Below are 16,325 nucleotides of genomic sequence, written 5' to 3'. Positions count from 1 at the left end.
GACGCGGGTCTCCTAGTACGCCAGCGAGCGGTCGACGGCGTCGAGCACCCTGTCCAGGCCGGGCAGGTACTCGTCCTCCAGGCGGGCCGGCGGGTACGGGGCGTGGAAACCGCCCACGCGCAGGACCGGCGCCTCCAGGTGGTAGAAGCACCGCTCCGTGATGCGAGCGGCGATCTCCGCGCCCACGCCGAGGAAGACCGGCGCCTCGTGGACCACCACGAGCCGGCGGGTCTTCTCGACCGAGGCCTGGATCCCGTCGAAGTCGACCGGGGACATCGAGCGCAGGTCGAGGACCTCCACCGACTTGCCCTCCTCGGCCGCCGCGGCCGCCGCCTCCAGGCAGACCTTCACCATCGGGCCGTAGGCGGCCAGGGTGACGTCCGAGCCCTCGCGGCTCACGCGCGCCTTGTGCAGCTCACCGGGGATGGCGTCGAAGTCGACCTCGCCCTTGTCCCAGTAGCGGCGCTTCGGCTCGAAGAAGATCACCGGGTCGTCGCTGAGGATCGCCTGCTGGAGCATCCAGTAGGCGTCGCTCGCGTTCGACGGGGAGACCACCTTGAGGCCCGGCACGTGCGCGAAGAGCGCCTCGGGGGACTCGCTGTGGTGCTCGACCGCGCCGATGCCGCCCGCGTACGGGATGCGCACGACGACGGGCATCTTGACCTTGCCCAGGGCGCGGGCGTGCATCTTCGCGAGCTGCGTGACGATCTGGTCGTACGCGGGGAAGACGAAGCCGTCGAACTGGATCTCCACGACCGGCCGGTACCCGCGCAGGGCCAGGCCGATGGCGGTGCCGACGATGCCCGACTCGGCGAGCGGGGTGTCGATGACCCGCTCCTCGCCGAAGTCCTTCTGCAGGCCGTCGGTGATCCGGAAGACACCGCCCAGCTTGCCGACGTCCTCACCCATGATCAGGACCTTGGGGTCCTGCTCCAGGGCCTTGCGCAAGGACTCGTTGAGTGCCTTGGCGATCGACATCTTCTCGACAGCCATCAGTGACCCTCCTCGAAGGACGCGAGGTAGGCGGCGAACTGGGCGCGCTCCTCGTCGACGAGCGCGTGCCCGTCCGCGTAGACGTTCTCGAAGATCGCCATGGTGTCCGGGTCGGGCATGGCGCGCACGGCCTCGCGCACGCGCTTGCCCATCGCCTCGCTCTCCGCCTCCAGCTCCGTGAAGAACGCCTCGTCGGCGCCCCCGGTGGCCAGCAGGTGGGCCTTCAGGCGCAGGATCGGGTCCTTCGCCTCCCAGGCCGCCGTCTCCTCGTCCCGCCGGTACTTCGTCGGGTCGTCGGAGGTGGTGTGGGCGCCCATGCGGTACGTGAACGCCTCGACCAGGGTCGGGCCCTCGCCGCGGCGGGCCCGGTCCAGGGCCCAGCGGGTCACGGCCAGGCAGGCCAGGACGTCGTTGCCGTCGACGCGGACGCCCGGGAAGCCGAAGCCCTGCGCGCGCTGGTAGAGCGGCACGCGCATCTGGCGCTCGGTCGGCTCGGAGATCGCCCACTGGTTGTTCTGGCAGAAGAACACCACGGGGGAGTTGTAGACGGCGGAGAAGGTGAACGCCTCCGCGACGTCACCCTGGCTGGACGCGCCGTCACCGAAGTAGGCGATGACCGCGGAGTCCGCGCCGTCCTTGGCCACACCCATCGCGTAACCGGTCGCGTGCAGGGTCTGCGAGCCGATGACGATCGTGTACAGGTGGAAGTTGTTGAGGTTCGGGTCCCAGCCGCCGTGGTTCACGCCGCGGAACATGCCGAGCAGGTTGGTCGGGTCGACCCCGCGGCACCAGGCCACGCCGTGCTCGCGGTAGGTCGGGAAGACGTAGTCCTCGTCGTTCAGCGCCCGGCCGGAGCCGATCTGCGCGGCCTCCTGGCCCAGGAGCGAGGCCCACAGGCCCAGCTCGCCCTGACGCTGCAGGGCGGTCGCCTCACCGTCGAACCGACGGGTCATGACCATGTCGCGGTACAGCCCGCGCAGGTCCTCGGTGGTGATGTCGGCGACGAAGGGGGCGAACTCGGCGTTCTCCGCGTTGTCGACGCGGTCCCCTTCGGGCGTCAGCAGCTGTACGAGCTGAGGTACGGCGTCCAGCGTCTGCGCAGTGGCAGCGGCGGGCTTGGCGGCGGCGTTCGCCGCGCCTGCCGCCCGCTTGGTGCCGCTGCTGCGTCGCGGCTTGCGCGCGGCAGTGCTCTCCACGGTCACGTGTGCTCCTCCGTCGGTCCGGCACCCGGGTTCTCCGGGGTCCAGTGCGGCTCACCTGTATCCGTAACGAGCACACGGGGTGGGTGCGCATCGCGTACGGGGATTCAGGCGTGACAGGTGTCCCGGCGAGTGCCCTGCGCAATGCACGTTACCCAGTGCGCCGCATAACTGCGAAACCCCGTTTGACCTGCGTTTTTGCTTGGATTTCCTAGTAAAAACGCAGCAACGGGAACAACCACTGGTCACAGCCTTGCAGGGGCCGGGAACAACGGCACGTTATCCCGGGTAACTCCGGCAGGGAAGGGGTGAGTGTGTGAAACTGACTTCGTGCGCGAAGACGGAAAAATCAAGGTATTCCTCCTGGACGACCACGAAGTGGTACGTCGGGGCGTCCACGAGCTCTTGTCGGTCGAACAGGACATCGAGATCGTCGGCGAGGCGGGTACCGCCGCGGATGCCTTGGTCCGGATCCCCGCCACCCGTCCCGACGTGGCCGTTCTCGACGTGCGCCTTCCGGACGGCAGCGGTGTGGAGGTGTGCCGCGAGGTCCGCTCGCAGGACGAGGACGTCAAGTGCCTGATGCTGACGTCGTTCGCCGACGACGAGGCGCTCTTCGACGCGATCATGGCCGGCGCCTCCGGTTACGTGCTCAAGGCGATCCGCGGAAATGAGCTGCTGAGCGCCGTGCGCGACGTCGCCGCCGGCAAGTCGCTGCTCGACCCGGTCGCCACCGCACGCGTCCTGGAGCGGCTGCGCGACGGCGGCAGGGGCGGCAGGGGCGACGACCGCCTGGCGAACCTCACCGAGCAGGAGCGCAAGATCCTCGACCTGATCGGCGAGGGCCTGACGAACCGCGTGATCGGCGAGCGGCTGCACCTGGCCGAGAAGACGATCAAGAACTACGTGTCCAGCCTGCTCTCGAAGCTGGGCATGGAACGCCGCTCCCAGGCCGCCGCCTACGTGGCCCGGCTGCAGGCCGAGAGGCGCTGATCCGGGCGCTGATCCACCCGCCGCGGTGTTCCAACCGGGACCAACGTCCCTGAGCGTCGGGTCGGGCTGCTCTTCCCCGGCGGGGTGCCGGTGGCCGAGAGTGGACGGCATGACCCCCGAGGAACTCCACGCCGCCGAGGCCGTCGAACTGCTGCGCCGGGTGCCCTACGGCCGCGTGGCCACCAGCATGCGCGCGCTGCCCTTCCTCGCGCTCGCCCGCCACATCGTGGTGGACGGCAGGGTGGTGCTGAGAATGCACTCCGGTTTCGGCTACCACCAGGCCTGCAACGGCAGCGTGGTGGCGTACGGGGCCGACAATTCGAATTCCCGGGAACCTGAGCTCTGGTCGGTCCAGTTCACCGGAACGGCGCAGGTCACGGTACCGACCAACGCCGAACTGGAGCTCTTTGGTCCGGTTCCGCATTTCGCGGACGGCGAGGTCTACGACCCCGTCTACATGCGTATCGAACCCCAGTTCATCACCGTGCACTCGCTCGCCCGGAATCCGGACCGGCAGTACCAGCACGCTCTCTGACCGGCGTTCACGCGGATACGGGAACGGGCCCGGCGGAATTGATTCCGCCGGGCCCGTCCCCGTACCTGCGTCACGCGTACCTGCGTAGTTGCGACCTGCGTCACTCTTCCGAGTTGGTGCCGCCCCCGCCGCCGGCCGCGGCGCCACCCGTCTCGACGGGCTTCGTCGGCAGCGTCAGCGTGGGCTTCGGCGGCGGCGTCGTCGCGGGCTTCGTCGCGGCCGAGGAGGACGGCGAGGCCGTACCGGTCGGCGACTGCGTCACCGTGGTGGTGGGCGTCGGGCTGAAGCTCTGCTGCCGGCTGCGGGTCGGCAGCGGCGAGTTGTCGGTGTTGGGCGCAGGGGACTCCTGGGTCTGCGCCGGCGGGCTGACGTTCGGGGCACTGGACTTGCTCGGCTGGCCGGCCGGGGTGCTCTGGGTGGTCCCCGGCTTCTTGTCGCCCTTGCCGACGTTGTTGGCCGCGTAGGCCACGCCGCCCGCGACCGCGATGATCGCGAGCACCGCGAACAGCCAGGCCTTCCACCGGCTGCCGCCGCGGTCGTCGTACCCGTCGTAACCGCCGTCGTAACCGCCCGGGCCGCCATGGCCGCCGGGGAAGGCCGAGCCGTCGTCCGGGTTCAGCGCGGGCACCATCGGCTGCTGGAACTGCGAGGTCGAGGCGTGCGCCCCGTACTGCTGCTGCCCGCCGGTCCCGCTCACGGGCATGGCCGTGGTGGCGGCGGCGCCGCCCCGCCCGTGCGGCAGGGACATGGTGACCGGACCGGTGCTCCAGGTGCCGGTGTTCGGACCCTGGTCGTGCAGCATCTGCAGCGCGTACTGGACCAGCCCGCGCATCTCCTCGGCGCTCTGGAACCGGTCGTCCGGATCCTTCGCGAGGGAGCGCATGACCAGACCGTCGAGCTCCTGCGGGAGATGACGGCCCTCCGGCAGCTGCGAGGGCGGCACGGGGGCGTCCTGGACGTGCTGGTAGACCACCGACAGCGGAGTCTCGCCGGTGAACGGGGGCCGCAGCGCGAGCAGTTCGTACAGCAGACAGCCGGTCGCGTAAAGGTCGGAGCGGTGGTCGACGGCCTTGCCGAGGGCCTGCTCGGGCGACAGGTACTGCGGGGTGCCCATGACCATGCCGGTCTGGGTCATCGTCGACTGGGCGCCGTGCAGGGCGCGGGCGATGCCGAAGTCCATCACCTTGACCGCGCCGGTCTCGGTGATGATGACGTTCGCCGGCTTGATGTCGCGGTGCACGATGCCGTGCTGGTGCGAGTACGCGAGGGCCTCGAGCACGCCCGAGGTGATGATGAGCGCCTGCTCGGGGCCCGGGGCCTCGGCACTGAGCAGCAGGTCGCGGATGGTGCGGCCCTCGACCAGCTCCATGACGATGTACGGCACGGTGTTCGGGCCGACCCGGTCCTCGCCCGAGTCGTACACGGCGACGACGGCGTGGTGGTTGAGTCCGGCGACGGACTGCGCCTCACGCGTGAAGCGCGCCTTGGACACCGGGTCCTCGGCGAGGTCGGCGCGCAGCAGCTTCACGGCGACGGTGCGGCCCAGCCGGACGTCCTCGGCGGCGAACACCTCGGCCATGCCGCCGCGGCCCAGCCGGTGCGTCATCCGGTAACGACCGTCTCCCACCAGGCCGCCTGCGCCCCAGTGCTCAGGACCATCGGTCATCCCGGCGCCGTTTCCATCGGGTTCGGGTGCCATCAGTCCTCGCCGTCGTATCTCTCGGCCGCCGCTCAGCGGTAGTCCTCTTCGTCGGTGCTCCGGTGAACGCTACAGCCTCGGAACCGGTCACCGTTCGGACAAGGCCACCCTGTGCACGTCCGGTCACGGAACGGGCACCTGGCTTGACGTGTGCTTGCCCTCGGGCAGACTGGGCGCCATATGCGCCCGGCCAGCGGCGTGGGGACACATCCCGAGGGGAAGCAACAGTCATGAGCCAGGACGGCACTCAGGGCCAATACGCGGGCGGCTCTCTGGCCGGTGGCCGTTACCAGCTAAGGGACTTGCTGGGTGCGGGCGGCATGGCGTCCGTGTACCTGGCGTACGACTCGGCGCTCGACCGGCAGGTCGCCATCAAGACGCTGCACAGCGATCTCGGCCGCGAGCAGTCCTTCCGCGAGCGGTTCCGCCGCGAGGCCCAGGCTGTAGCGAAACTGTCGCACACGAACATCGTCTCGGTATTCGACACCGGTGAGGCCGAGGTCACCTTCAACGGCGGCTCCGGCGGCGACGGCGCGGTGATGCCGTACATCGTCATGGAGTACGTGGAGGGCCGGCCGCTGGGCTCGGTGCTGGAGGAGGACATCCGCCAGTACGGGGCCATGCCGGCGGACAAGGCGCTGAAGGTGACGGCCGACGTGCTGGCCGCCCTGGAGACCAGCCACGAGATGGGGCTCGTCCACCGCGACATCAAGCCCGGCAACGTCATGGTGAACAAGCGCGGCGTGGTCAAGGTGATGGACTTCGGCATCGCCCGCGCCATGCAGTCGGGGGTCACCTCGATGACGCAGACGGGCATGGTCGTCGGCACCCCCCAGTACCTCTCGCCCGAGCAGGCGCTGGGGCGCGGGGTCGACGCCCGCTCCGACCTCTACTCGGTCGGCATCATGCTCTTCCAGCTGCTGACCGGACGGATCCCGTTCGACGCCGACTCCCCGCTGGCCATCGCGTACGCCCACGTGCAGGAGGAGCCGGTCGCCCCGTCCTCCGTCAACCGGTCGCTGAGCCCGGCGATCGACGCGCTGGTGGCGCGGGCCCTGAAGAAGAACCCGAACGAGCGTTTCCCCACGGCCGCGGCCATGGGCGACGAGGTCGCGCGCGTGCTGGGCTCCGGGCAGACCGGGGCGCCGGTCATCGTGCAGGGCCAGGGCCCCCTGAGCAGCGGCGCCGGCGTGGCCTCGGCCGTGTTCCCGCCGGTGGAGTCCGGGTACCAGGCGCCGCCGCAGTCGGTGCAGCAGCCGTACCAGGCCCCGCAGACGCCGGCCCCGTACGCGCCGACGCCCCCGCCGCAGCAGCACGCGCAGGGCGGCTACGCCTACCCGCACACGCCCTCGCCGCAGCAGCAGTACGCGCCGCAGACCCCGCCGCCGTACACGATCTCCCCGTCGAGCACGGGCAGCACGTCCGCGGCGGCCGGTGACGGCAAGCGGAACACGCCGGTGCTCGTCGGCGCGATCGTTGTGGCGCTGCTGGCCGTCGGCGGTCTGATCGCGGCGATCTCGATGAACGGCGACGGCGACAAGGACAAGGGCACGACGGCGGACCCGGGTGCCTCCGCGTCCGCCTCCGCCAAGGCCGGGTTCAAGGGGCCGGACCTGACGCGCACCATCGACCCCAAGAAGTGCTCGGATCCGGTGAGGCACTACAGCGAGACCGGCAAGTACATGGCGCCGGACTTCAAGTACAAGAACCTGCTCTCGGTGAAGGAGTGCATCCAGGCCTCGGGCGGCAGGTACACGATCGTGGAGAAGGACGAGGCCGTGTACGGCAAGGACACGGTGCTGTTCCAGACCCCGGCCTCCGGCGAGAAGATCGACAAGGAGGGCACGGCCTACACGCTGACCGTGTCGACCGGCAACCCCGAATAGCGGGCACGCGCGCCCCGCAGTACGACACACCGGCATCCCGGACACCCCGATGGGCGTCCGGGATGCCGCTTTTGCCCCACTATGTAAATCTTGGCGCATATCTCTGACGCGCAGCGAGCAGCTCGGCGGCTCGGGACGGGAGGGGCTCCCCGTGATCCAAGGCTTCCACCCGCCGCACTGGCTGGCCTGCGCGGTCCTGGCCGCGGCCGCGCTCGCGCCCACTGCCTCCGCGTACGCCGGCCCCCTGCTCGTCCCGGCCCGGCACGCCCCGGCCCGGCACGCCGCGGCCCCGGCCACCCAGGACGACGACCCCCACGAGGAGCTGGCCGGCAGCGTCGCCGGAGTCGGCCGCGAGCGCCCCGGGAGGCCGGTCGGCGAGCCCGCCAACCCCGAGCTGATGGTGGCCTCCCGGCCGCTCCCGGTCCGCCCCCGCACCGAGCCCACCGCGCGGCCGCTGCCGACCGCCGCCGTCGCGGCCCCCACCCCGCAGGAGGTGGTCAGCGCGCTCGGCACCGGCCCGAACGACCGGGCCGCCGACCTGGCCGCGCACATACTGCCGCTCGGCACCGGATGCGCCCTGATGGGCCTGGGTCTGGGCTACCTCGGAGTGCGCCTGCGCCGCGGCATCTGAACCGCCGTCCCCCTTGGGATGTACATCTCAGGATGGTTGCAGGGAGTGAACATACTCGGTATACATACTGAGTATGTCGATCCGTCACGGGCTACTTGCCCTGCTGGAACGGGGCCCTCGGTACGGCTCCCAGCTACGCACCGAGTTCGAGTCCCGCACCGGCTCCACCTGGCCGCTCAACGTCGGGCAGGTGTACACGACCCTCGCCCGCCTCGAACGCGACGGCCTCGTCGCCCCCGACGGTGAGGACGCCGCCGGCCACACCCTCTACGCCATCACGGACACCGGGCGCACCGAGCTGTTCCAGTGGTACGAGCGCCCCGTCGACCGCGCCAACCCGCCCCGCGACGAGCTGTCCATCAAGCTCGCCATGGCCGTGGGCGCCCCCGGCGTGGACATCCGTGCGGTCATCCAGGCCCAGCGGCACGCCACGATCAAGGCGATGCAGGACTACACCCGGCTCAAGGCCACGGCGCTGGCCGCGGTCGAGAGCGGCCGGTCCCGCGAACGCGACGACGTGGCCTGGCTGCTCGTCCTGGAGCAGCTGATCTTCCAGACCGAGGCCGAGGCCCGCTGGCTCGACCACTGCGAAGCCCGGCTCGTCCGGCTCTCCCTGCCGGCCGACCGGAGAGCCGCTGAACCCGAACCGCCCCAGGCCGCCGTAGCCGACACCCCGGACCCGACCACCACCACCCGGCCCCGTACCGCCCGTACGCGACGTGGCTGAACCACCGTTCCAGGGGGGACCCTCCATGCCTGACCAGCGCCAGCCCCACCAGCCCGTACTGCAGTTGGACCAACTCGTGCGCACCCACGGCAGCGGTGCCACCGAGGTGCACGCCCTGCGCGGCATCAACCTCTCCGTCTTCCCCGGCGAACTCGTCGCCGTCATGGGCCCCTCCGGCTCCGGCAAGTCCACGCTGCTCACGCTCGCGGGCGGCCTCGACACCCCGAGCAGCGGCCGGGTCGTGGTCGAGGGCACCGACATCACCACGGCGAGCCGCAAGCAGCTGGCCGCGCTGCGCCGCCGCAGCATCGGGTACGTCTTCCAGGACTACAACCTGATCCCGGCCCTGACCGCCGCCGAGAACGTGGCACTGCCCCGCGAGCTCGACGGGACCTCCGCCCGCAAGGCCCGTGTCTCCGCGCTCGCCGCGCTGGAGGAGATGGGCCTCGGCCAGCTCGCCGACCGCTTCCCCGACGAGATGTCCGGCGGCCAGCAGCAGCGCGTGGCCATCGCCCGCGCCCTCGTGGGCGACCGCCGCCTGGTCCTCGCCGACGAGCCCACCGGCGCCCTCGACTCCGAGACCGGCGAGTCCGTCCTCGCCCTGCTGCGCTCCCGCTGCGACGCGGGAGCGGCCGGGATCCTCGTCACGCACGAGCCGCGGTTCGCCGCCTGGGCCGACCGCGTGGTCTTCCTGCGCGACGGCAGCGTGGTCGACGAGACCCTGCGCAGCCAGGCCGACTCCCTCCTCTCCGGGCGGGCGGCCGGCCAGTGAACTCTCCGCTCCGGGCCTGGTACCACTCCTGGGTCGCGGCCCTGCGCATAGCGCGCCGCGACGCATGGCGCGCCAAGGGCCGCAGTGCCCTGGTCCTCGCGATGCTCGCCCTGCCGATCGTCGGCGTGAGCGCCGCCGACTTCACCCTGCGCAGCGCCGAACTCTCCCCCGAACAGACCCTGTCCCGCACGGTCGGCACGGCCGACGCCCGCGTGCGGGCCACGATGTCGGGCAGTCCCATCAACCAGAACCCCGACGGCACCACCTCCGCACCCGTCGGCGGATACAAGAACTTCGACCCGTCGCAGGCGCGCGAGGTCCCGCCGGTTCCGGTGCAGTCCCTGTTCCCGGCCGGGGCCGAGTTCCTCAAGGACAGCAGCGGCTTCGGCAAGGTACGCACCACCCACGGGCTGCTCGACACGCAGCTGCGCGAACTCGACACGCACAGCCCCCTGGTGACCGGCCTGATCACGCTCGACCGCGGCCGGCTGCCCGAGGGACCGGGCGAAGTCATCGCCACCCAGGCCTTCCTGGACAACTCGGGCCTCTTCGTCGGCTCCTCGGTGACCCCGCGCGGCGCCACGTCCGCGTACAAGATCGTCGGTGCCCACGAGGTGCCGTCCGCGCTCGGGCGCAACGAGCTCATCGCCCCGCCCGGGACCCTGCTCGCCCCGCTCGCCAAGGCGCTGCAGGCCGCCGGAGCGCACGGAGTCGGCGCCGACGACGAATACCTGGTCAAGGTCGGCGGCGCGGGTGTCACCTGGGACGCGGTCAAGGCGGCCAACGCCAAGGGCATGGTCGTCGTCTCCCGCGCGGTCATGCTCGACCCGCCCGCCGACTCCGAGGTCCCGCTGTACAAGGACGAGCCGAAGGAGAGGTTCGACCGCGACAGCAACGCCGTCGTCCAAATGGCCATCGTGGCCACCGTGGTGGGCCTGGCCATGCTGGAGATCTGCCTGCTCGCCGGACCGGCCTTCGCGGTCGGCGCCCGCCGCTCGCGCCGCCAGCTGGGCCTGGTCGGCGCCAACGGCGGCGACCGGCGCCACATCCGCTCCATCGTGCTCTCCGGCGGCCTGGTCATAGGCGCCGTCGCCGCCGTCGTCGGCACCGTCGTCGGAATCCTGCTCACCGTCGTCCTGCGGCCGGTGCTGGAGGAGAAGCTCGGCGAACGCTTCGGCGACTTCGACCTCCGCCCGCTGGAACTCGCCGCCATCGCCGCTCTCGCCGTACTGACCGGCCTGCTGGCCGCGATCGTCCCGGCCGTCACCGCCTCCCGGCAGACCGTGCTGGCCTCGCTGACCGGCCGCCGCGGCATCCGCCGCGCCAACCGGGTGCTGCCCGTCGTCGGACTGATCGCCGTCGCCGTCGGCGCCGCCATCGCCCTCTACGGCACCACCTCGCAGATGGGCAGCCCCGTCGTCGCGGGCGGCAGCGCCATCGCCGAGCTCGGCATCGTCGCCCTCACCCCGGTCCTCGTCGGCCTGTTCGGCCGGCTCGGCCGCTGGCTGCCGCTGTCGCCGCGGCTCGCGCTGCGCGACGCGGTGCGCAACCGCGGGCGTACGGCGCCCGCCGTGGCCGCCGTCCTGGCCGCCGTCGCCGGAACGGTCGCGGTGGCCACCTACCAGCACAGCAACGACGTCCAGATGCGCCAGGAGTACAGGGCGGACCTGCCGCACGGCACCGGGCTGCTGGAGGCCAACGAGAACAGCGCGCACAAGGAGGTGCCCGCCCTGCGCGAGGCCCTCTCCAAGCACCTTCCGCTGACGCAGCGGGCGGACATCGACCGGCTGGTCGTCGGCAACCCGAACTGCGAGTCGTTCTCCTCCGAGCCCGGCTGCGGCCGGGCCGAGATCATCACGCCCCGGGAACAGCGCTGCCCGCTCTACGAGCACCCCGACGGCATGAACGCCTTCCCCGAGGCGCAGCGCAAGGAACTGCGCGCGGACTGGCGCTGCCAGGACAAGCCGTACGGCACGCAGCACCCCGTCCTCGTTGCGGACGAGAAGGTGCTGAGCATCCTCGCGGTCACCGACCCCGGCTCCGTGGCCGCACTCAAGGGCGGCCAGGCCGTCGCCTTCGACAAGCGCCAGGTCAAGGACGGCAAGCTCGTCGTGCGGAGCATCACCGACCCTGAGGCCGCCGACCTCAAGCGCGACAAGAATGAGGAGCTGCCCGGTGAGGACAAGGTCTTCCCGGTCCACCTCGCGCCCGAGACGACCAAGAGCTGGGGCGTCGACCTGATCGTGCCGCCCGCGGCCGCCAAGGCGGCCGGACTGGCCACCGCGCCCCTGGGCTCGTACTTCAGCCTCGACGGGCAGGCGACCAGCCAGCAGCGCCAGAAGATGGCCGGGGAGATCGACCGGATGGGCGTGGAGGCCTCCATGCGCATCGAGGCCGGCTACCAGGGCGACAACAGCATCGTCATGCTCGCCCTCGCCGTCTTCGCCGGTCTCGTCACCGTCGGCGCGGCCGGCATCGCCACCGGGCTCGCCCAGGCAGACGCCGAGGCCGACCTGAAGACGCTGGCCGCCGTGGGCGCGGCGCCGCGGGTGCGGCGGACGCTGAGCGGCTTCCAGTGCGGGGTGGTCTCCCTGATGGGTGTCGTCCTGGGCTCGGCGGCCGGGATCCTGCCCGCGGTGGGCCTGCGCCTGATGGAGCAGCGCGAGGCGGAGTCGTTCTACCGGGAGACGGTCGAGCAGGGCTACACCTCGGCGTCGGAGGCCCTGCCGACCGTGGTGATCTCCGTGCCGTGGGAGACCATCGGCGGCCTGATCGTCCTGGTTCCGCTGGGCGCGGCCCTGTTGGCGGCACTCGTCACCCGCTCCAGCGGCGCGCTGGCCCGCCGGGCCGCGGCGTAGCCCGGTAGCAGGCTGGTGCCCCCGTACAGGTTGGATCACGACTGTACGGGGGCACACCGTGTGAGTACGGAGGTGTGCGAGAGAATGACGGCATGGAGATGCCGAGGAGTGAACGGTCGCAGGACAGCCCCCCGCACGTCCTGATCGTGGGACAGGACGGGACGGCGGTCGGCGACGCCGATGACGAGTCGCGCGAGGTCCCGGTGACGGAAATGGTCGAACAGCCCGCCAAGGTCATGCGGATCGGCAGCATGATCAAGCAACTCCTGGAAGAGGTACGTGCCGCGCCTCTCGACGAGGCGAGCCGGGTCCGGCTCAAGGACATCCACGCCGCCTCGGTCAAGGAGCTGGAGGACGGCCTGGCTCCGGAGCTCGTGGAGGAACTGGAGCGCCTGTCGCTCCCGTTCACCGAGGAGGCCATCCCCTCCGAGGCCGAACTGCGGATCGCCCAGGCCCAGTTGGTGGGCTGGCTGGAGGGCCTCTTCCACGGCATCCAGACGGCCCTGTTCGCGCAGCAGATGGCGGCACGGGCCCAGTTGGAGCAGATGCGCCGCGCCCTTCCGCCGGGCGGGCAGCACGACGACGACGAGGACGGCGGCCACGGAGCGATCCGCTCGGGCCCCTACCTCTAGCCCCGGCGGCCGACGGAACACAGGCGTGGCCCGCCCCCTCGGACGAGGTGGCGGGCCACGCCTTCGTCGTACCCGACGGGCCTGGGGGGGTGTCCCCGCAGGGATCGTGGCCGCCGCATACTCATGGGCATGAGCTACGACGCGATCGTGCTGGCCGGCGGCGCCGCGCGGCGACTCGGCGGCGCCGACAAGCCCGCGCTGAGCGTCGGCGGGCGCGCGCTCCTCGACCGCGTCCTCGACGCCTGCCCGGACGCCCGCACGACCGTCGTGGTCGGCGGCCGCCGACCCACCGCGCGCCCCGTCGACTGGACCCGCGAGGACCCGCCCGGCGGTGGCCCCGTGGCCGCACTGGATGCCGGGCTGCGCCGGACCACCGCCGAACTGGTCCTCGTACTCTCCGCCGACCTGCCGTTCCTCGACCGGGAGACCGTACGGGCCCTGCTGGACGCCCCCGGCACGGACGGGGCGATGCTGCGCGACCCCGACGGCCGGGACCAGCCGCTGGTCGCCGCGTACCGGGCCGAGCCCCTGCGCCGCGAGATCGCCCTGCTCGCCACCGAACACGGCAACCTCACCGGGCTCCCGCTCCGCGCGCTCACCGCCGAACTGGACCTCGCCCGCGTCACGTCCCGGCCACTGGCTTCCTTCGACTGCGACACCTGGGACGATCTCGCGGTCGCCCGCGCCCGCATCAGGGACCATGGAACCGTGCTGGAGCAATGGATCACCGCCGTCAAGAACGAGCTGGGCATCGACCTCGCCGTCGACACCGACACCCTGCTCGACCTCGCCCGGGACGCCGCCCACGGCGTCGCCCGGCCCGCCGCCCCGCTGACCACCTTCCTGGTCGGCTACGCGGCCGCCCACGCCGCCGCCACCGGCGCCGACCCGGCCCGGGCCGTCGCCGAGGCCTCCCGCAAGGCGGCCGACCTGGCGCTGCGCTGGGCCGACGAGGCCGCGGCCGACGACGCCGAACGGAACGGCTCCGGATGACCCCCACGAACTCCGCCGAGCAGGCCCTCGACGAGGCCCTGGCCCTGGTCAGCCGGGCCCCCGAGGACGGCGCCGGCGCGGGCGGACACCGCACGGCCTCCTGGCAGCGGGCCCGGGACACCGCCGTCCTCGCCGGGAGCAGGGTGCGTCCGCGCACCCACCGCGTGCCCCTGGCGGACGCCCTCGGCGAGGTCCTCGCCGCCCCCCTGGACGCGCTGACCGACCTGCCGTCCTTCGACACCTCCGCCATGGACGGCTGGGCCGTCGCGGGCCCCGGCCCCTGGAGCGTGCGCGCCGGCGGCGGCGTCCTGGCCGGCTCCGGGCGGCCCGAGCCCCTCACGGACGGCGAGGCCGTACGGATCGCCACCGGCGCCCGGATCCCCGCCGACACCACCGCCGTCATCCGCAGCGAGCACTGCCGCGAGTCCGGTGCCCAGCTCTTCGCCGACCGGCCCGTCCTCACCGGACAGGACATCCGCCCGCGGGGCCAGGAGTGCCGCTCCGGTGACCTGCTGCTGCCCGCCGGCTCCCTGGTCACCCCGGCCGTGCTGGGGCTCGCCGCAGCCGCCGGGTACGACGAGCTGACCACCTCGCCGCGCCCCCGCGTGGAGATCCTGGTGCTCGGCGACGAGCTGCTCACCGACGGTCTGCCGCACGAGGGGCTGATCCGCGACGCCCTCAGCCCCATGCTCGGACCCTGGATCGACCGCCTCGGCGCCGAGGTCGTCGGTACGCGGCGGCTCGGCGACGACCCGGCGGGGGCCGCGGCCCTCCTGGAGGCCGTCACCACGAGCACCGCCGACGTCCTCGTCACCACGGGCGGCACCGCTTCCGGGCCCGTCGACCACGTCCATCCCGTACTGCGCGAGGCGGGCGCCGACCTGCTGGTCGACGGAGTGGCCGTCCGCCCCGGGCACCCCATGCTGCTGGCCCGCCTCGGCTCCGGGACGCCCGACGGACACGCGGTGCGCCACCTGGTCGGGCTGCCCGGGAACCCGCTGGCCGCCGTCTCCGGACTGCTGACCCTCGCCGATCCCCTGCTGCGCGCCCTCGCCGGCCGCCGCGGGCGCCCCCGCTACACGGCGCCGGTGCAGGGCGACGTGGCGGGCCACCCGTACGACACCCGGCTGGTGCCGGTCCTGCTGAGCGACGAGCACGCGGTGCCGCTGCGCTACCACGGACCTGCGATGCTGCGGGGTGTGGCGGCCGCCGACGCCCTGGCCGTCGTACCGCCCAGGGGCGCGCGGTCCGGACAGGAACTGGAGATTCTCGATCTGCCCTGGGCTTCTGGAGGATGTTTCACGTGAAACTGCACGGCCAGGACTCCATGGCCCGTGGCGCCGACGAGAAACTCGTCTCCCGGCGCATCAAGCTGCCCAGACGCGTCGTCGAGAACCCGCTGAGCCAGGTCACCAAGCGCCTGTTGATGGCCTTGTTCGTGCTCTTCCTGACCGTGTTCATCGTGTGGCTGGACCGCGGCGGCTACCACGACAACGCCAACGAGACGGTCGATCTCCTCGACTGCTTCTACTACGCGACCGTGACGCTGTCCACGACCGGCTACGGCGACATCGTGCCGTACAGCGACAGCGCACGATTGATCAACATCCTGCTGATCACCCCGCTGCGCGTGCTGTTCCTGATCATCCTGGTCGGTACCACCCTGGAAGTCCTGACGGAGCGGACGAGGGAAGAGTGGCGGCTGAAGAGCTGGAGGAAGAACTTGCGTGAGCACACGGTCGTCGTCGGCTTCGGTACGAAGGGCCGCTCGGCCCTGCAGACGCTGCTGGCCACCGGCCTCTCCAAGGAGCAGGTCGTCATCGTCGACCCCAGCGCCAAGGTGATCGACACGGCCAACGCGGAGGGGTTCACGGGCGTGGTCGGCGATGCCACCCGCTCCGACGTGCTGCTCCGCGCCGAGCTGCAGAAGGCCCGTCAGATCATCATCGCGACCCAGCGGGACGACACGGCGGTCCTGGTCACGCTGACCGCCCGGCAGCTCAACCGCGGGGCGAAGATCGTCGCGGCGGTGCGCGAGGAGGAGAACGCCCCGCTGCTGCGCCAGTCCGGCGCGGACGCGGTCATCACGAGCGCGAGCGCGGCCGGCCGGCTGCTGGGCCTGTCCGTGCTCAGCCCGAGCGCGGGCACGGTGATGGAGGACCTGATCCAGCAGGGCAGCGGCCTCGACCTCGTCGAACGCCCCGCTCGCAAGTCCGAGGCCGGCAAGTCGGTCCGGGACACCGAGGACCTGGTGGTGAGCGTGCTGCGCGGGCACCGGCTGCTCGCTTACGACGACCCGCACGCGAGCCCGATCCAGCTGACGGACCGTCTCATCACCATCGTGCGGGCGGTCCCGCCGACCTCGCAGGTGAAGCTCGGTCCTGCCGAGTAGCCGCGCCGTGGCGTA

At 71.9% G+C, this 16,325-nt stretch carries 14 protein-coding genes; 11 read left to right on the top strand and 3 right to left on the bottom strand.

Features of this window, described 5'->3' with window-relative positions; genetic code table 11:
- Window positions 1-12 precede the first annotated feature (12 nt).
- Window positions 13-993 carry an alpha-ketoacid dehydrogenase subunit beta gene (locus OG444_RS20255; protein WP_109779208.1) on the bottom strand — a complete coding sequence of 327 codons (981 nt, stop codon included), beginning with the start codon at window positions 991-993 and terminating at the stop codon, window positions 13-15.
- Window positions 993-2,195 (bottom strand): pyruvate dehydrogenase (acetyl-transferring) E1 component subunit alpha, encoded by a 1,203-nt coding sequence (pdhA, locus tag OG444_RS20250; protein ID WP_327263496.1) that lies wholly within the window; start codon window positions 2,193-2,195, stop codon window positions 993-995. Before pdhA ends, OG444_RS20255 begins: the two co-directional genes overlap by 1 nt.
- A gap of 327 nt (window positions 2,196-2,522) precedes the next feature.
- Between pdhA and OG444_RS20245 the strand changes: the two genes are divergently transcribed.
- Window positions 2,523-3,185: a response regulator transcription factor gene (locus OG444_RS20245; RefSeq protein ID WP_327263495.1), complete on the top strand. Its 663-nt coding sequence runs from the start codon at window positions 2,523-2,525 to the stop codon at window positions 3,183-3,185.
- Window positions 3,186-3,294: 109 nt separating this feature from the next.
- Window positions 3,295-3,720, top strand: a complete 426-nt coding sequence (locus OG444_RS20240; RefSeq protein WP_327263494.1) for a pyridoxamine 5'-phosphate oxidase family protein — start codon at window positions 3,295-3,297, stop codon at window positions 3,718-3,720.
- Window positions 3,721-3,820: 100 nt separating this feature from the next.
- Here OG444_RS20240 and OG444_RS20235 read toward each other — a convergent pair whose 3' ends face one another.
- A complete protein-coding gene (locus tag OG444_RS20235; protein ID WP_327263493.1) occupies window positions 3,821-5,386 on the bottom strand; it encodes a protein kinase domain-containing protein in 1,566 nt (521 codons plus the stop codon).
- A gap of 263 nt (window positions 5,387-5,649) precedes the next feature.
- On the opposite strand from OG444_RS20235, the gene OG444_RS20230 reads away from it, so the two are divergent.
- The 9 genes from OG444_RS20230 (at window position 5,650) to OG444_RS20190 (ending at window position 16,310) form a co-directional block, all read left to right on the top strand.
- The gene (locus tag OG444_RS20230) at window positions 5,650-7,305 is read left to right on the top strand and encodes a protein kinase domain-containing protein (RefSeq protein WP_327263492.1); all 1,656 of its coding nucleotides are present in this window, start codon (window positions 5,650-5,652) and stop codon (window positions 7,303-7,305) included.
- Between the two features lie 151 nt (window positions 7,306-7,456).
- The gene (locus OG444_RS20225; RefSeq protein WP_327263491.1) at window positions 7,457-7,936 is read left to right on the top strand and encodes a hypothetical protein; all 480 of its coding nucleotides are present in this window, start codon (window positions 7,457-7,459) and stop codon (window positions 7,934-7,936) included.
- Between the two features lie 73 nt (window positions 7,937-8,009).
- Entirely contained in the window at window positions 8,010-8,663 is a 654-nt protein-coding gene (locus tag OG444_RS20220) for a PadR family transcriptional regulator (RefSeq protein WP_327263490.1), read from the top strand.
- Between the two features lie 25 nt (window positions 8,664-8,688).
- Window positions 8,689-9,435 (top strand): ABC transporter ATP-binding protein, encoded by a 747-nt coding sequence (locus tag OG444_RS20215; protein WP_327263489.1) that lies wholly within the window; start codon window positions 8,689-8,691, stop codon window positions 9,433-9,435.
- Window positions 9,436-9,536: 101 nt separating this feature from the next.
- Complete coding sequence (locus OG444_RS20210) at window positions 9,537-12,293, top strand: FtsX-like permease family protein (protein WP_327266868.1); 2,757 nt, start codon at window positions 9,537-9,539, stop codon at window positions 12,291-12,293.
- A 92-nt stretch (window positions 12,294-12,385) separates the two neighbouring features.
- Window positions 12,386-12,925, top strand: a complete 540-nt coding sequence (locus OG444_RS20205) for a bacterial proteasome activator family protein (RefSeq protein ID WP_327263488.1) — start codon at window positions 12,386-12,388, stop codon at window positions 12,923-12,925.
- A gap of 129 nt (window positions 12,926-13,054) precedes the next feature.
- The gene (locus tag OG444_RS20200; RefSeq protein WP_327263487.1) at window positions 13,055-13,918 is read left to right on the top strand and encodes an NTP transferase domain-containing protein; all 864 of its coding nucleotides are present in this window, start codon (window positions 13,055-13,057) and stop codon (window positions 13,916-13,918) included.
- Entirely contained in the window at window positions 13,915-15,225 is a 1,311-nt protein-coding gene (locus tag OG444_RS20195; protein ID WP_327263486.1) for a molybdopterin molybdotransferase MoeA, read from the top strand. Before OG444_RS20200 ends, OG444_RS20195 begins: the two co-directional genes overlap by 4 nt.
- Entirely contained in the window at window positions 15,213-16,310 is a 1,098-nt protein-coding gene (locus OG444_RS20190) for a potassium channel family protein (RefSeq protein WP_327263485.1), read from the top strand. Before OG444_RS20195 ends, OG444_RS20190 begins: the two co-directional genes overlap by 13 nt.
- Window positions 16,311-16,325: the final 15 nt, after the last annotated feature.

Source organism: Streptomyces sp. NBC_01232, assembly GCF_035989885.1.
Classification (GTDB): Bacteria; Actinomycetota; Actinomycetes; order Streptomycetales; family Streptomycetaceae; genus Streptomyces.
Note: the sequence above shows the minus strand (reverse complement) of the source record. Positions and strands in the feature narration are given on the sequence as shown.

What these genes read in the sequence shown, in the direction of transcription:
- OG444_RS20195 (WP_327263486.1), top strand. Translation starts at nt 13,915, where the DNA reads ATGACCCCCACGAACTCCGCCGAGCAGGCCCTCGACGAGGCCCTGGCC.
- OG444_RS20190 (WP_327263485.1), top strand. Translation starts at nt 15,213, where the DNA reads ATGTTTCACGTGAAACTGCACGGCCAGGACTCCATGGCCCGTGGCGCC.
- OG444_RS20205 (WP_327263488.1), top strand. Translation starts at nt 12,386, where the DNA reads ATGGAGATGCCGAGGAGTGAACGGTCGCAGGACAGCCCCCCGCACGTC.
- OG444_RS20200 (WP_327263487.1), top strand. Translation starts at nt 13,055, where the DNA reads ATGAGCTACGACGCGATCGTGCTGGCCGGCGGCGCCGCGCGGCGACTC.
- OG444_RS20240 (WP_327263494.1), top strand. Translation starts at nt 3,295, where the DNA reads ATGACCCCCGAGGAACTCCACGCCGCCGAGGCCGTCGAACTGCTGCGC.
- OG444_RS20255 (WP_109779208.1), bottom strand. Translation starts at nt 993, where the DNA reads ATGGCTGTCGAGAAGATGTCGATCGCCAAGGCACTCAACGAGTCCTTG.
- OG444_RS20235 (WP_327263493.1), bottom strand. Translation starts at nt 5,386, where the DNA reads ATGACCGATGGTCCTGAGCACTGGGGCGCAGGCGGCCTGGTGGGAGAC.
- OG444_RS20210 (WP_327266868.1), top strand. Translation starts at nt 9,537, where the DNA reads ATGCTCGCCCTGCCGATCGTCGGCGTGAGCGCCGCCGACTTCACCCTG.
- OG444_RS20230 (WP_327263492.1), top strand. Translation starts at nt 5,650, where the DNA reads ATGAGCCAGGACGGCACTCAGGGCCAATACGCGGGCGGCTCTCTGGCC.
- OG444_RS20215 (WP_327263489.1), top strand. Translation starts at nt 8,689, where the DNA reads ATGCCTGACCAGCGCCAGCCCCACCAGCCCGTACTGCAGTTGGACCAA.
- OG444_RS20220 (WP_327263490.1), top strand. Translation starts at nt 8,010, where the DNA reads ATGTCGATCCGTCACGGGCTACTTGCCCTGCTGGAACGGGGCCCTCGG.